At 57.3% G+C, this 15,262-nt stretch carries 14 protein-coding genes; 11 read left to right on the forward strand and 3 right to left on the reverse strand.

The features are described from left to right. Window positions 1-13 precede the first annotated feature (13 nt). The 5 genes from V8J84_RS12700 to V8J84_RS12720 are packed head-to-tail and all read left to right on the forward strand — an operon-like array spanning window position 14 to window position 6,005. Window positions 14-1,249: a carbohydrate ABC transporter permease gene (locus V8J84_RS12700; RefSeq protein ID WP_339931686.1), complete on the forward strand. Its 1,236-nt coding sequence runs from the start codon at window positions 14-16 to the stop codon at window positions 1,247-1,249. Continuing rightward, the gene (locus V8J84_RS12705) at window positions 1,249-2,403 is read left to right on the forward strand and encodes a carbohydrate ABC transporter permease (protein WP_339931688.1); all 1,155 of its coding nucleotides are present in this window, start codon (window positions 1,249-1,251) and stop codon (window positions 2,401-2,403) included. Before V8J84_RS12700 ends, V8J84_RS12705 begins: the two co-directional genes overlap by 1 nt. Window positions 2,404-2,414: 11 nt before the next feature. Further along, window positions 2,415-4,061 (forward strand): alpha-glucosidase, encoded by a 1,647-nt coding sequence (locus tag V8J84_RS12710; protein ID WP_339931690.1) that lies wholly within the window; start codon window positions 2,415-2,417, stop codon window positions 4,059-4,061. Between the two features lie 34 nt (window positions 4,062-4,095). Then, the gene (locus V8J84_RS12715; protein ID WP_339931692.1) at window positions 4,096-5,184 is read left to right on the forward strand and encodes an ABC transporter ATP-binding protein; all 1,089 of its coding nucleotides are present in this window, start codon (window positions 4,096-4,098) and stop codon (window positions 5,182-5,184) included. A gap of 56 nt (window positions 5,185-5,240) precedes the next feature. Continuing rightward, window positions 5,241-6,005 carry an HpcH/HpaI aldolase family protein gene (locus tag V8J84_RS12720; protein WP_339931694.1) on the forward strand — a complete coding sequence of 255 codons (765 nt, stop codon included), beginning with the start codon at window positions 5,241-5,243 and terminating at the stop codon, window positions 6,003-6,005. A gap of 26 nt (window positions 6,006-6,031) precedes the next feature. Here the strand turns inward: V8J84_RS12720 and V8J84_RS12725 are convergent, their stop codons facing one another. Beyond that, window positions 6,032-7,144, reverse strand: a complete 1,113-nt coding sequence (locus V8J84_RS12725; RefSeq protein ID WP_339931696.1) for a Ppx/GppA phosphatase family protein — start codon at window positions 7,142-7,144, stop codon at window positions 6,032-6,034. Window positions 7,145-7,395: 251 nt separating this feature from the next. On the opposite strand from V8J84_RS12725, the gene V8J84_RS12730 reads away from it, so the two are divergent. The 4 genes from V8J84_RS12730 (at window position 7,396) to V8J84_RS12745 (ending at window position 10,565) form a co-directional block, all read left to right on the forward strand. After that, entirely contained in the window at window positions 7,396-7,692 is a 297-nt protein-coding gene (locus tag V8J84_RS12730; RefSeq protein ID WP_339931698.1) for a virulence factor, read from the forward strand. Window positions 7,693-7,727: 35 nt separating this feature from the next. Beyond that, window positions 7,728-8,669 (forward strand): methylenetetrahydrofolate reductase, encoded by a 942-nt coding sequence (locus V8J84_RS12735; RefSeq protein WP_339931700.1) that lies wholly within the window; start codon window positions 7,728-7,730, stop codon window positions 8,667-8,669. Beyond that, window positions 8,666-9,733, forward strand: a complete 1,068-nt coding sequence (locus tag V8J84_RS12740; RefSeq protein WP_339931702.1) for a methyltetrahydrofolate cobalamin methyltransferase — start codon at window positions 8,666-8,668, stop codon at window positions 9,731-9,733. The genes V8J84_RS12735 and V8J84_RS12740 overlap by 4 nt, the downstream gene beginning before the upstream one ends. Before the next feature lie 91 nt (window positions 9,734-9,824). Beyond that, window positions 9,825-10,565 (forward strand): RlmE family RNA methyltransferase, encoded by a 741-nt coding sequence (locus tag V8J84_RS12745; RefSeq protein WP_339931704.1) that lies wholly within the window; start codon window positions 9,825-9,827, stop codon window positions 10,563-10,565. On the opposite strand, the gene V8J84_RS12750 is transcribed toward V8J84_RS12745, so the two are convergent. After that, window positions 10,562-11,320, reverse strand: coding sequence for a DeoR/GlpR family DNA-binding transcription regulator (locus V8J84_RS12750; protein WP_339931706.1), 759 nt, complete (start codon window positions 11,318-11,320; stop codon window positions 10,562-10,564). The two genes, V8J84_RS12745 and V8J84_RS12750, sit on opposite strands and share 4 nt — an antisense overlap. A 164-nt stretch (window positions 11,321-11,484) precedes the next feature. Here V8J84_RS12750 and glpD point away from each other — a divergent pair, with 164 nt between their 5' ends. Together glpD and glpK are read left to right on the forward strand one after the other, a co-directional pair. Next, complete coding sequence (gene glpD, locus V8J84_RS12755) at window positions 11,485-13,038, forward strand: glycerol-3-phosphate dehydrogenase (RefSeq protein ID WP_339931708.1); 1,554 nt, start codon at window positions 11,485-11,487, stop codon at window positions 13,036-13,038. Between the two features lie 49 nt (window positions 13,039-13,087). Further along, window positions 13,088-14,578: a glycerol kinase GlpK gene (gene glpK / locus V8J84_RS12760; RefSeq protein WP_339931710.1), complete on the forward strand. Its 1,491-nt coding sequence runs from the start codon at window positions 13,088-13,090 to the stop codon at window positions 14,576-14,578. Here glpK and V8J84_RS12765 read toward each other — a convergent pair. Next, entirely contained in the window at window positions 14,575-15,252 is a 678-nt protein-coding gene (locus V8J84_RS12765; protein ID WP_339931712.1) for a gamma-glutamyl kinase, read from the reverse strand. The two genes, glpK and V8J84_RS12765, sit on opposite strands and share 4 nt — an antisense overlap. Window positions 15,253-15,262: the final 10 nt, after the last annotated feature.

Here is a 15,262-nt window from a genome sequence, read left to right on the forward strand (position 1 = left end):
GGGAGGGACGATCATGAATCCGGCACTACTGGGTCTTATTACAATCGTAGTCGGTGTGGGTGGCTGTGTAGGCTACTTCTACTTCTCCAACCTTTTTCTCGACAAAGTGCTGTTCCCCGCGACGGGTGAGAACGCCGGTCGTAATATCAACCGCGCAAACCAAATCCGGCCGTGGCTTTTCCTGGCCCCCGCGATCATCGCGCTTGGTCTTTACCTTGCCTATCCCGTCTTCGCGACGCTTTGGTATTCACTGACAGATCGTAGCCAAGGTGGCGCATTTGTCGGTTTCGCAAACTACAGTCAGATGTTTGACGATCCCAAGTTTTGGGAAGCGATGCGCAACAACATGCTGTGGCTGATCATCGTGCCTGCCGCGTCGACCGCTTTTGGTCTTTTGGCCGCACAACTGACTGACCGGATCAAGTGGGGCAGCTTTGCTAAATCCCTGATCTTTATGCCGATGGCAATTTCGTTTGTCGGCGCAGCTGTAATCTTCAAACTGATCTACGATACGCGCCCCGTGGATAGTAACCAGATTGGTGTGCTGAATGCGGTGTGGCTGCAGTTCGATGGTGGTATCGGATCGTTCCTGTTCCTGCGCTTGATACCCGGACTGCTGACGCTGGCTGTTGGTGCGCTGGTCGCTTGGGCTGGCTGGTCTGCACTGCAACGTCTTATCAACCCCGGCCATGCCAAGCACGGCATCTTCATGAAGGCGCTGCAAGTGCTGGTCGTGGTGCTGGCGCTTTGGGGCATCTACACCATCGTGATGGGGCTTATCGGTCTGGCCACGGCAACGCTGCCATATGGTGAGCCGCAGACATGGCTGACGATACCCGGCTGGAACAGCATCCTGCTGATGATTGTGTTGATCTGGATCCAGACAGGCTTTGCCATGGTGATCCTGTCCGCCGCCTTGCGCGGTATTCCTGAGGAAACCGTTGAGGCCGCGATTGTGGATGGCGCGAATCCGTTTCAGGTGTTCTTCAAGATCAAGATGCCGCAGATCGCTGGCACGATTGTGGTGGTCTGGACGACGATCACGCTTGTGGTTCTCAAGGTGTTTGACATCGTTTTCGCGATGACAAATGGCCAATGGGAAACGCAGGTTCTGGCCAACTACATGTATAACCAGCTGTTCGTGGCCCTTGATTGGGGTGTCGGTTCGGCATCGGCGATGATGATCATGCTGCTGGTCAGCCCGATCCTGATCTGGAACGTCTATAACGCCCGTAAGGAGATGCGCTGATGGATAACATCGCTGGTACAAAGTCCGGCCTGCAATGGGTCGTGCAAATCTCGGTGATCGCTTTGGTCGCACTGTGGCTGTTCCCAACGATTGGCCTTCTGGTGTCGTCATTCCGCACCACGGACCAGATCAGCAGCTCCGGCTGGTGGGCATCGCTTTTCCCGACAGAGCAAAACGTAACACTGCGCACCGCCGACCCTGATGATGAGGGTATCCAACTGCTGGAAGACGGCGTCTACGTCGTCCGCGGTAACCTGTTTGAAGAAGGGTCCGAGGCCGAGATCACCGTCTGGGGCAGTTCATCGCGTGAGATCAGCGCCTATGTCGCTGGCGAAACGGCTGATCTTGGCGATGGTGAGACCATCACTGTGCAGTCCAATGGCGACTATGTCTGGACGGGTGAAAACGAAATGTCGGGCAGGGGGCAGCGGGTCTTTGCGACTGCGACAACGCCGCCCGAATTTACGCTTAACAACTATCGCAACGTGCTGATCAGCGGCAATAGCACCGACAGTATGTCAAAGGCGTTCTTCAATACGCTGACCGTGACCATTCCGGCGACCATCATTCCCATCGTTATTGCCGCCTTTGCGGCCTATGCACTAGCGTGGATGGATTTCCCGGGGCGTGCGATCCTGATTGCGCTTGTCGTTGGCCTGCTTGTTGTGCCGCTCCAACTGGCGCTGATCCCGCTTCTGCGTTTGCACCTCGGTATCGGGATCGGGAAGGGCTACTTAGGGGTCTGGCTTGCGCATACGGGCTTTGGTTTGCCGCTGGCGATCTATTTGTTGCGCAACTACATGGTCGGCCTGCCGCGTGACATTATAGAAAACGCAAAGGTGGACGGGGCCACGGATTTCCAGATCTTTACCAAGATCATCCTGCCGCTTTCGTTCCCTGCGCTGGCCTCGTTTGCGATCTTCCAGTTCCTGTGGACATGGAACGACCTGCTGGTCGCCAAGGTGTTCCTGATCGACGCATCAGGGCAAACCACGGTTATGACCGCGCAGATTGTCGAACTTTTGGGAACAAGAGGCGGTAACTGGGAAATCCTGTCGACGGCGGCCTTTGTGTCGATTGCGGTGCCGCTTGTCGTTTTCTTTGCAATGCAGAAATACCTTGTGCGCGGCCTGTTGGCTGGCTCGGTGAAATAGGAAAAATACGAATGACACTTGCTGAACCCGCTCCGAAACTGGCGGAAAACAAGGATTGGTGGCGCGGTGCGGTGATCTACCAGATCTACCCGCGCAGCTATCAGGACAGCAACGGCGACGGCATCGGCGATCTGGCCGGTATCGTGGAGCGTCTGCCCTACATTGCGTCGCTTGGCGTGGATGCGATTTGGATTTCGCCGTTCTTCATGTCTCCGATGAAAGACTTCGGCTATGACGTGAGCGATTATTGCGACGTTGATCCGATGTTCGGCACGCTGGCTGATTTTGATGCCGTGGTTGATACTGCCCATCGTCTGGGCGTGCGGGTCATGATCGATCTGGTCCTTTCCCACACATCCGATGAGCACCCGTGGTTCAAAGAAAGCCGTGCAAACCGCGATAATGCCAAGCAGGACTGGTACGTTTGGGCTGATCCCAAACCTGACGGCACGCCGCCCAACAACTGGCTGTCGATCTTTGGCGGATCGGCGTGGCAGTGGGATGCGCGACGCGAACAGTATTACCTGCACAACTTCCTTGTGTCCCAGCCCGACCTGAACTTCCACAACATGGACGTGCAAGAGGCGCTGCTGGACGTGGCCCGTTTCTGGCTTAACCGCGGGTGTGATGGCTTCCGACTGGATACGATCAACTTCTACACACATGACGCCGAACTGCGGGATAACCCGCCGCTGCCGCCTGAAAAGCGCAACGCGACAATCGCGCCGTCGGTGAACCCGTATAACCACCAGGAACATCTCTATTCCAAGAACCGCCCCGAGAACCTGACCTTCCTGCGCAAACTGCGCGCGGTGATGGAGCCGTTTGGCGCCGCTGCCGTGGGTGAGGTGGGTGATGCACAGCGCGGGCTTGAAATCATGGGCGAATACACCGCCGGTGATGATCTGATGCAGATGTGTTACGCGTTTGAATTCCTTGCCAAGGACCAGCCAACAGCACGGCGCATCGTTGACGTGATGAAGCGTGTGGATGATGAAGCGTCAGACGGATGGGCCTGTTGGGCATTTTCAAACCACGACGTGCAGCGCCACGCGTCCCGTTGGGACCTGCCGCCCGCCGCACAACGCATGTTTGCCACGCTGATCATGTGCCTGCGCGGGTCGGTTTGCCTCTATCAGGGCGAAGAGCTTGGCCTGCCAGAAGCAGACGTCGCATTTGAAGACCTTCAAGACCCATACGGGATCGAGTTCTGGCCTGAATTCAAAGGCCGCGATGGCTGTCGCACGCCAATGGTCTGGCAGTCTGACAACCAGAACGGTGGTTTCACCGAAGGCCGCCCGTGGTTGCCTGTCGCGTCCGAACATCTGAGCCTGTCTGTCGCCAATCAAGAGGACGAGCCGGGCGCGTTGTTGCATCACTATCGCCGCGCGATTGCCTTCCGGCACAACAATCCGGCGCTGTCGATCGGCGAACATGACGGTCTGCGCGCCTCTGACGATGTGATCTATTTCACCCGCACGCTTGGGGACGATGTGATCTTTTGCGCGTTCAACGTCAGCGAAACACCATCCGATTTCGACTTGCCAAAAGGCAAATGGACGATGATCGGCGAAGAACTTGGCAGCGCGCATCCGTCGCTTGACGGGCGCCTGCATCTTGGACCTTGGCAGGTATGCCTGGCAAAGAAAAACGCCTGAACAGGGCAGAACTGATAACCGGGGGGACCTGACAATGGCCGATTTGAAACTGACGGATGTGGCAAAGACCTACGGCGGCACGGTTGATGTTCTCAAGAACATCAATCTGGATATCAAACAGGGCGAACTGATCGTGTTTGTCGGCCCGTCCGGCTGCGGTAAATCCACATTGCTGCGCATGATCGCGGGTCTGGAAAGCATCACCGCTGGTGAATTGCAGATCGACGGCGTGGTTGTGAACGACGTGCCACCGGCACAGCGCGGCATTGCGATGGTGTTCCAGTCCTACGCGCTTTACCCGCACATGACAGTGCGCGATAACATGTCGTTTGCGCTGAAGCTGGCCAAGAAAACCACGTCTGAAATTGACGCGGCGGTGGCGAAGGCTTCGAAGATTTTGCAGTTGGAAGAATACCTTGATCGTCTGCCAAAAGCGCTTTCGGGTGGTCAGCGCCAACGTGTGGCCATTGGCCGGTCGATTGTGCGTGACCCGAAGGTTTATCTTTTCGATGAACCGCTCTCGAACCTTGATGCGGCCCTGCGCGTCGCCACACGCATCGAGATTGCGCAACTCAAAGAATCCATGCCCGAAAGCACGATGATCTATGTGACGCACGATCAGGTCGAGGCGATGACGCTGGCCTCGCGGATCGTAGTGTTGGCCAACAAGGGCATCGCGCAGGTCGGCACACCGTTGGAGCTTTATGAGCGTCCCGAGAACGAGTTTGTCGCCCAATTCATTGGCTCACCCGCCATGAACCTGCTGTCCGGTGAAATCGTCGAGACCGGCGCACTGACCACGGTCAAACTCGACGGTGGCGGCACAGCCGTGTCGGCAGTGCCAACGCAGGCGGCTGATAAGGGTCTGAAGGTCAACATCGGCGTCCGTCCCGAAGATTTGATCGAAACCACTGGCGACTATATCTACGAAGGTCAGGTGAACTTTACCGAAGCCTTGGGCGAAGTGACGTTGCTTTATTTCGACACCGCTGGTGCCGATGCGTCCGTGCTGGGCAAACTGCCGGGCATCCATGCTGATCTGCGTGGCAAAACGGTGCGTATGTCGGCAGAGCCGGGGAAGGTGCAAATCTTCCACAACGGGCAATCGCTCTATTATCGCTAGTTGCGACTGACAGATATTTGTGGTCGCCTGATGGCAATTCATCAGGGGACCACATCATGCCTGCACCACGTAATACGCTCAAAGCTGCGCTTCGCGCCGGCACGCCACAATATGGCATCTGGCTGAACACCGGATCGGCGGTTCTGGCAGAGCTTGCGGGGCAGGCGGGGTTTGACTGGTGCCTGATCGACGGTGAGCATGGGCCAAATTCGGTCACGGAACTCGTCCCACAATTGCAGGCCCTGCAATCCACCGACACACAAGCCATTTATCGCATTGCCGTGCCAGAACCGTGGTTGATCAAGCAGGTTCTGGATATGGGATGTCAGACCGTTATGGCACCAACCGTGGACACGCCCGAACAGGCTCAGGCGCTTGCAGACATGATGCGCTATCCCCCACTCGGCAAGCGCGGTCTTGGGGCGGCTGTGGCGCGGGCCACTGGTTATGGCACGCAAACCGATTATCTTGATAATGCTGACGACGAGGTTTGCCTGATCGTTCAGATCGAAAGTCGCGAAGCTGTTGGCAACATTGAAGTAATCGCCGCAATTGATGGCGTTGACGGGCTTTTCATTGGTCCTGCTGATCTTGCTGCCGATATGGGTTACACGCGCGATCCAGCACACCCTGACGTGCAAGTTGTAATCCATGACGCCCTAAAGCGTATTGCTGCCACCGGAAAAAGTGCTGGGTTCCTGACATTTGATCCATCAACTGCCCAAACCTTTACCGATCTTGGCGTGACCCTGATGGGTGTCGGCGGGGACGTGGCAATATTTGGTGCAGCGCTGCGCGCGGCCAAGGCTGGTATCGCCTGATATCAAACCGCGCGCATTGCTGCTGATCAATAGGGGGCAGGCTCCAGCACGCCATCGGCTGACATCTGCTGATACAGCAATCCTTCACGCAAACCACGGTCGGCAACCGACAAGCGATCAGTGGGCCACAACCGCATCAAAGCCTGCAAAATCGCAGCCCCTGACATGATCAACGCCTGCCGGTCCTTGCCGATACGCGGATCAGCGCGACGGCCACCGGGGCCAAGCGCCAGATAATCGCGGATCACCGTATCAATCTGGTCGCTGGTCATGCGCAACCCGTCCACCTTGGTCCGGTCATAGCGGCGCAGGCCAAGGTGGCTTGCAGCGACAGTCGTCACAGTTCCGCTAGTGCCGATGATCTGGAACCCTTCACGATCCTGTTCAGCCGCCGATGGGGCAAAGGCCTCAAGGTTTTCCTCGAAAAACCAGCTCATCAGGGCAAAGCGTCCGCCATCGTCGTCAACATCCGCAAACTGGTCACGCAGCGTTGCCACGCCAAGCGGCACGGAGATCCAGTCCACGACCTTTGCCGCAGCAAAGGGGCCGGTATCGGCACGAAATCCGGCATGCAGCCGCATGATCGCGCGTGGGCGTTCCACATGCGGCACGTTTGTCAGGTCGATCCACACCAGTTCCGTTGAGCCACCGCCGATATCAACAACAAGCAATTGTTCGGTCTTGGTGCTGACCAGCGGCGCACAAGAGATCACGGCAAGCCGCGCTTCTTCTTCCGGTTTGATGATCTCAAGGTTCAGGCCGGTCTCGCGGCGTACCTGTGCGACAAAATTGGCCCCGTTGCGAGCGCGGCGGCAGGCTTCTGTCGCCACAAGACGCATGTTCTTTACGCCGTGCCGTTCCAGTTTCTGGCGGCATATGCGCATCGCCGAGATGGTACGGTTCATGGACGCACGCGACAATTTGCCGGTGCTTTCAAGCCCGTGTCCAAGCTGGACAGATTTGGAAAAGCTGTCGACCACGTGAAATTGGCTACCCTTGGGCTGGGCAATCAACATACGACAACTGTTCGTGCCCAAATCCAAAGCGGCATAAAGCTGCGCCGGATCAGGCGGATTGGGTGCGGGGGTTACGACCGCTTTTGGGAACGCGCCCGCACCGTTGGGACGCTTGGGCGCCATTTTGCACGCCCTCCATTTCGAGTTACCTTCAAGCTAGGCATTTGACCGCCGTCCCGCAAGCCTTTGTCTTGCAACTTGATGAATGAACTGCATCACGACCATGCAGATTTCGGGGGGCTTGCGGGATAGCAGGCCCGCGCGCCCCCGACTATGTTGGTCGCTGGAAAGCGTCACCATGTCGAAAAAAGACCAAGGGCGCATACAGGCAGTGTTAGAACGTTTTGAAAGACAACCGTGCAGGGGAATCGGATATGGCAGATGTGACGATTGTGTACTGGCGCGATATGCCCGCACAGGTGATTGTCGGTAAGGGCCGCCGCGGAACAAAGCTGCCTTTGCCCGAACGGTTTGAGCAGGCGATTGACCGTGCTGCGATGAAATCCGGTGCCGCTGAATCCGACGCCTATCTTGAAGGGTTCCGCAAGGCCGATCCCTATCCCGTTGAAGGAGCAGATGCCGATGTCGCCGCTGCCGAGGTGGCGCGGATTGATACCGAATACGACCTTGATCGTATCAAAACCCTGATCGCAAACGACGGCTGGGCGTGACCCGCACGCCGCCTTCCACCTTAAAGGATCTCATTATGTCGTTGCTTCCGTTCAAGAAAAAACAGGCACCTGCGCCCGCGACCACAAATCCGCAGCTTGAGGCGTTTTTGCAGGACTATTCGATCGAGGTGATGCCGCGCACGGCCGAAAAGATCGAGGATTTCACCTCTCTTTTGCCCAGCGGGACACGCGTTTACATCGCGCATATCGAAGGCACGCCGATTGAAGACATGGTCTCCACGGCCAAGCGTTTGGCCGCCGACGGCTATGCTGTCATGCCGCACTTTCCTGCGCGCATCATCAAAGACGAAGCCACGCTGACTGACTGGATCGCCCGCTATCAGGGCGAGGCGGGTGTGGATCAGGCACTGCTGCTGGCTGGCGGCGTGGCGCAACCGCATGGTGAATACGAGAGCTCCATGCAGTTGTTGGAAAGCGGCGCATTTGATCGTGCTGGCTTCAAGCGTTTGCACGTAGCGGGCCACCCCGAAGGCAACAAAGATATCGACCCCAAGGGCGGCGATGCAAATGTGCAGGACGCGCTGCGCTGGAAGCAGAAATTCAGCGACACGACAGACGCCGAAATGGCGCTGGCAACCCAATTCGCTTTTGAAGCGGGTCCGATTATCGCGTGGGCCGACAGTCTGAAAGACGCGGGCATCACGCTGCCCATTCATATCGGGATCGCGGGACCGGCCAAGCTGCAAACGCTGATCAAGTTCGCCATCGCCTGCGGTGTCGGTCCGTCGCTGAAAGTGCTGCAAAAGCGCGCGATGGATGTGACCAAACTGCTGTTGCCATATGAGCCAACAGACGTGTTGACCGAACTGGCAGCCTACAAAGCAGCCAACCCCGATTTCAATATCACCAACGTCCACTTTTTCCCGCTGGGCGGGATCAAGACCAATGCCAAATGGGCAATCGCCAACGGCGGTGCTGCCGCAACCCCAGCCAATCCAACGAAAGAGCCCGCATGACCCGTACAGTCGTCGAATCCAAGACCAAGACCACGATCATCGGCTTTGACCAGCCGTTCTGCGTGATTGGCGAGCGGATCAACCCAACAGGGCGCAAAATCCTGAACGAAGAGCTTGAGCGCGGCGATTTTTCTCGCGTTGAAGCGGACGCGATTGCACAGGTCGCGGCGGGTGCAAACATCCTCGACATCAACTCGGGCGCTGTGTTCTCGAACAAAATGGCCGAAGATCCGCGCTATGCCGATAACAACTTTGTCGAACCCGCGCTGATGATGGAACTGGTCAAGCGCGTGCAAGCGATCACCGATTGCCCGCTGTGCATCGACAGCTCTGTGCCCGGTGCGCTGGAAAACGGTCTGGCAGCGGCAGAAGGGCGTCCGCTACTGAACTCGGTCACGGGTGAGGAAGAACGGCTGGAATTGGTGCTGCCGCTGGTCAAGAAATACAACGTGCCTGTCGTGGCGATCTCTAACGATGACACAGGCATTTCCGAAGACCCCGACGTGCGCTTTGCCGTGGCCAAGAAGATCGTTGAACGCGCCGCAGACTTTGGAATTCCGGCGCATGACATCGTGGTGGACCCGCTGGTCATGCCGATTGGCGCAATGGGGACAGCTGGATTGCAGGTGTTTACCTTGGTCCGCCGCCTGCGCGAGGAACTGGGTGTGAACACGACATGCGGCGCGTCTAACATCAGCTTTGGCCTGCCGAACCGACATGGGATCAACAACGCCTTCCTGCCGATGGCGATGACTGCTGGCATGACCTCGGCGATCATGAACCCTGTGGCGCTGCCCATCGGTCCAAAGAAGATTGCCGAGAAGAAAGCCGAAGTGCTGGCATCCGGCATTATCCTGCCCGATGGCATGGACGATGAAGCATTCGTGCAGATGTTTGGCATGGGATCGACAAAGCCGCGTGCAGGCAAAGAGATGGAGGCCATTCGCGCCGCCAACTTCCTGACCGACAATGACGCTGGCGGCGGTGAGTGGATCAGCTTTAACCGTGCGCCCGTGAAGCCCGGGGAAGGCCGCGCGCGCACAGGACGTCGCGCCCGCAGGTAAGGCACCCCCTTAAATTCCATTGGCTGATAGGCTAGATGCAAGGCAGTCCCTAACTCACGGGGCTGCTTTCATCGTTTCAAGGCGGCGCATCATGGCGAAAACACCGGGTAAGAACGCGGGCAAAAACACAAGCGGACGCGGACAGCGCGATCTGTTCGTGAAGGTAAAATCCGCGCGTGGCCGCAAACTGTCGTCCACGCAGTGGCTTCAACGCCAGTTGAACGATCCTTATGTCGCGCGGGCGAAGAAGGACGGTTATCGCGGCAGGGCGGCCTACAAGATACTCGAACTGAATGAAAAGTATCAGTTTCTGATCCCTGGTGCGCGGGTTGTTGATCTTGGTTGCGCCCCCGGTGGCTGGATTCAGGTGGCCGTGCCGCGCGTGAACGCGCTTGGCACCCGCACAAGTAAAGCAGTGGGCACGGTGCTTGGCATTGACCTGCAAGAGGTCGAGCCGATCCCCGGCGCGGATATTCATGTGCTGGATTTTCTGGCCGATGATGCTGACAAGCAGGTCATGGAATGGCTGGACGGCAAGGCTGATGTGGTGATGTCCGACATGGCTGCCTCATCCTCGGGCCATAAGCAGACCGACCACCTGCGCATCATCGCGCTATGCGAGGCTGCGGCCTATTTCGCCTTTGACGTTTTGGAGGAAGGCGGCACATTCGTGGCCAAAGTGCTTGCAGGCGGTGCAGAGGGTGATCTGCAAAAGCTGCTCAAGATGCGCTTTACCAAAGTCGCAAACGTGAAACCGTCGTCATCGCGGTCTGACAGTTCTGAAAAGTTTGTTGTGGCAACAGGCTTTAAGGGGTTGCAAGGCGACGATTAGACCAGATGCACGCGGGTGCCCCAATCCGCGCAGGCCATGGCCAAGGTTTCCGAGGCGAGGGCGTCAGTCACATAGTGATCCACTTCGGACAATGATGCGATTTTCACAGGCGCTTTGCGTGTGAACTTGCTGCGGTCGGCCACAAGCACGGTTGCGCGCGCCGCATCCAGAATGGCGCGGCTCACGCGGACCTCTTCGGCGTCGAAATCCAGCAGGTCGCCGGACAGGTCAATGGCAGATGCGCCGATCACGGCGAAATCCACCTTGAACCGTGCGATCGCAAGTGCTGCCAAATCGCCCACAAGCCCGCCGTCGGAACGCCGTAGGACACCGCCCGCCACGATCACCTCGCAACTTGGATTGCGCGACAGGATCGTGGCCACGTTCATGTTGTTCGTAACCACCTTGAGGTGCCTGTGGTTCAAGAGCGCGCGTGCCACCGCTTCGGTGGTCGTGCCGATATTTAAGAACACAGACGCATGATCAGGGATCAACTGTGCCGCACGGTTTGCGATACGCGCCTTGGCATCCTTGTTCAGGGCACGGCGGTCCCCGTAACCGATATTAGCCACGCCCGAGGGCAGGATTGCACCACCGTGAACCCGCTCCAGCAGCCCCTGATCGCACAGATCGCGCAGGTCCCGCCGGATCGTCTGGACCGCAACGCCAAGATGTGCGGCAAGGGGCGTGGCCTGCACCTTACCGTTTTCGCGTGCGCGGGCTAGAATATATGAATGACGTCGGGATGTGTTCATGATGTTCGTTTAAGCACAAAACGAACATCATTAATAGTGATATCCCAATAAAGATTGAGATCCATAGTGTTCGCTATGACAAAGCGGAACGCGACACACGGCGCTGTCTTGTTGTCGTCGGCACACTATATCACTCCCAAGGCGACCATATAGGAACTGCACGAATGGCAACCGATTTCGATCTTTTCATCATTGGCGGCGGTATCAACGGCACTGGTATTGCACGAGACGCGCAGGGGCGCGGCTTGCGCGTTGGGCTGGCCGAGATGAATGATCTGGCCTCTGCAACATCTTCGGCTTCGACCAAGCTGTTCCACGGCGGCCTGCGCTATCTTGAGTTTTTCGAGTTTGGACTGGTGCGTAAGGCATTGATTGAACGTGAGGTGCTGCTCAAGGCGATGCCGCACATCAGCTGGCCCATGCGATTTGTGCTGCCTTACCACAAGGATATGCGTTTTGAAGGCGACACGCCAACATCAAAGCTGCTGTCGTTCTTCATGCCATGGATGAAGGGCAGGCGGCCGCTTTGGCTGATCCGTTTGGGACTGTTTCTTTACGATAATCTTGGGGGGCGGGAAATCTTGCCGGGCACAAGGTCGGTTGATCTAACCCATGATCCCGAAGGCAAACCGCTCAAGCAGAAGTATAAAAAGGCCTACGAATATTCTGATTGCTGGGTAGAAGACGCGCGTCTGGTCGTGCTCAATGCCCGCGACGCACAAGAGCGCGGTGCAGAGATTATGACCCGCACAAAGGTCACCCAAGCCACCCGCGAAGGGGAGCATTGGCGCGTCACACTTGATCAGAACGGCACCACCCACGAGGTCACGGCGAAAGCGCTGGTGAACGCGGGCGGGCCATGGGTTGAGGATATCATTCGGGGTGCAGTACGGTTGAATTCGACCGAAGGCGTGCGTTTGGTGCGCGGCAGCCATATCGTGACGCCACGGCTTTATGACCATGACAAGGCTTACTTCTTTCAGGGCGAGGACGGGCGCATCATTTTCGCCATTCCATACGAAAACGATTTCACCCTGATCGGCACCACCGACAAAGAGCATCAGGATTTGCAGGTCAAACCTGTCGCCACCGATGAGGAGCAGGATTATCTTTGCGCGTTCGCCAGCCAGTATTTTGAAAAGCCGGTCACCCGCGATGATGTGATCTGGACTTATTCTGGTGTGCGCCCGCTTTATGACGACGGGGCCAAATCAGCGACAGCCGCAACACGCGACTATGTTTTGTCGATGGATGACAATGGCGCGCCTTTGCTGAATGTCTTTGGCGGAAAGATCACGACCTATCGCAAGCTGGCCGAAAACGCGTTGAAAAAGCTGACCCCGCTGATTGGTGGCGGAGAGCCTTGGACTGCGGGCGTTGCCATGCCCGGCGGTGATTTTGCGGTTGGGGATCGTGATAAGCTGGTGGCGAACCTTGCTGCCGACTACAGTTTCCTGACGCCAGCCTGGGCATTGCGCCTGATCAAAGCCTACGGCACCGAAGCAACAGAAATCCTTGCCGATGCCAAAACTGCGGCTGATCTGGGCGTGGATTTCGGCGCGACACTGACCGCCGCCGAGGTGGACTGGCTGATGACCCGCGAATACGCCCGCACCGCCGAAGACGTGGTATGGCGGCGCAGCAAGCTAGGACTGCGCATGACAGCGCAAGAGGTTGAGGCGCTTGATGCCTACATGAAACAGACACAACCCGCTTGAGCAGGCAGGCAAAGGCGTTAGGCTGTCGCCGCGCAAAGGGAGGATCGGCATGACACATATTCTGGCAATCGACCAAGGGACGACGTCCAGCAGGGCGATCATCTTTGATGGTGACATGCAGCCCATTGCTTCTGCGCAAGAGGAATTCACGCAGCATTTTCCCCAGTCCGGTTGGGTTGAACACGATGTGTCCGATATCTGGTCGTCGACGGCGTCGACCTGTCGGGGTGCGATTGAAAAGGCAGGTATTACCGCAAAGCAGATTGCCGGCATAGGGATCACCAACCAGCGCGAAACGGTGATCGTCTGGGATAAGGACACCGGCCAACCCATTCATAACGCTATTGTTTGGCAGGATCGGCGCACGTCGCAAATGTGTCAGGATCTCAAGGCTGACGGCTTTGAAGAGATGGTGACCTATCGCACCGGATTGCTGCTTGATCCATATTTCTCTGGCACCAAGCTGAAGTGGCTGCTCGACCATGTGGAAGGCGCTCGCGACAAGGCGCGTAGCGGTCAGCTTTTGTTCGGCACTGTTGATTGCTTTCTGATCTGGAAGCTGACGGGCGGTAAATCGCATGTCACCGACGCCACAAATGCGGCGCGCACAATGCTTTATGATATTCGCAAGGGCCGTTGGAGCCAGACCATTTGCGACAAGTTTGATATCCCGATGGAAATGCTGCCAGAGGTCCGCGATTGCGCCGGTGATTTCGGTCATACCCGCGCTGATCTGTTTGGCGAAGAGCTTCCCATTCTTGGGGTGGCTGGCGATCAGCAGGCGGCGACGATTGGTCAGGCGTGTTTTGAGCCGGGCATGCTGAAATCGACGTATGGCACGGGCTGTTTTGCGCTGCTCAACACGGGCGATACGCTGGTGGAAAGTAAAAGCCGCTTGCTTGGCACCATCGCCTATCAGTTTGACGGCAAGCCAACATATGCGCTCGAAGGGTCGATCTTTATTGCCGGTGCCGTGGTTCAATGGCTGCGCGACGGGCTCAAGATTATCCGCGAGGCGAAAGAAACACAGCCCTTGGCCGAAACCGCCGACACAGGACAAGAGCTTTACCTTGTGCCAGCCTTCACCGGCCTCGGCGCGCCTTACTGGGACGCGGAATCGCGCGGTGCAATCTACGGCCTGACACGCAATTCCGGCCCCGCCGAATTTGCCCGCGCCGCGCTTGAAAGCGTCGGATTCCAGACGCGCGATCTGCTTGAGGCGATGAAGGCCGATTGGGACGACGGCGCAGACGCAGGTGTCTTGCGCGTGGACGGCGGGATGAGCGCATCAGATTGGTCGATGCAATTCCTGTCCGACATCATCGGCGCATCGGTGGACCGCCCCAAGGTATTGGAAACAACAGCACTTGGCGTGGCTTGGCTGGCGGGCATGCAGGCGGGTATTTACCCCGATCAGGCCGGTTTCGCCAAAAACTGGGCATTGGACCAGCGGTTCGAACCAAAGATGGACGAGGCAACCCGCGACAGGCGTTATGCCGGATGGAAAGACGCCATCAGCCGCACGCTAAGCCAACGCTAGGTTTTCGCCATTTCCCATAACGAAAATTCAAGCGCGTGGACCTCGCGGTAGTGCGATTCCACCTCTTCGCTGATGTGGACCTTAAAGTCGGGCGAGACATTCACACGTTTCGTTTCGACCTTGGTCTGGAGCCGTTCTTCAAAGAAATCATACAGGCTTTGCGGGCGCTCGTAGCTAAAGAGATGATCAACGCCCAGTTTCTGATCGCGGCGGCGCAAAAGGAACTTGGATTGCGCGCCGACATTGGCAAATGACGCAGGCTTTTCGCGGCAATATTCCAATACGAACTCATTGAACGACACATCGCGCGTGGAATTCGGCTCTCCGACCAATTCGTTGCGATTCCGGTATCGAAACCAGCTGGAAAGCCAGTCCACGGGATGGCGCACCACCGCGACGGTTTCCATGGCTTCCGCGCCACCTGCCTCTGTCAGAAACGGTTCGACATAACGATTGTAACGATAGACCGGTGAATGCTTCAAAACGGGCGGATCACGCATGACGATGGACGCTCTCGGCGCCAGTGCCCCCTCAATTGCGGTGGTGCCGGTTTTGGGAACCGCCAGAAAGACCAGTTTTTCCTTCCAGAAAACAAGCATTTGAACGCCGTTCCTTCCTAATTTCAGCGCATATCTACGCCATAAACGCTTCATTAACCACCACTGCTTCATCATTCACTGGTAC

This window comes from Yoonia sp. 208BN28-4 (genome assembly GCF_037543925.1).
Taxonomy (GTDB): Bacteria; Pseudomonadota; Alphaproteobacteria; order Rhodobacterales; family Rhodobacteraceae; genus Yoonia.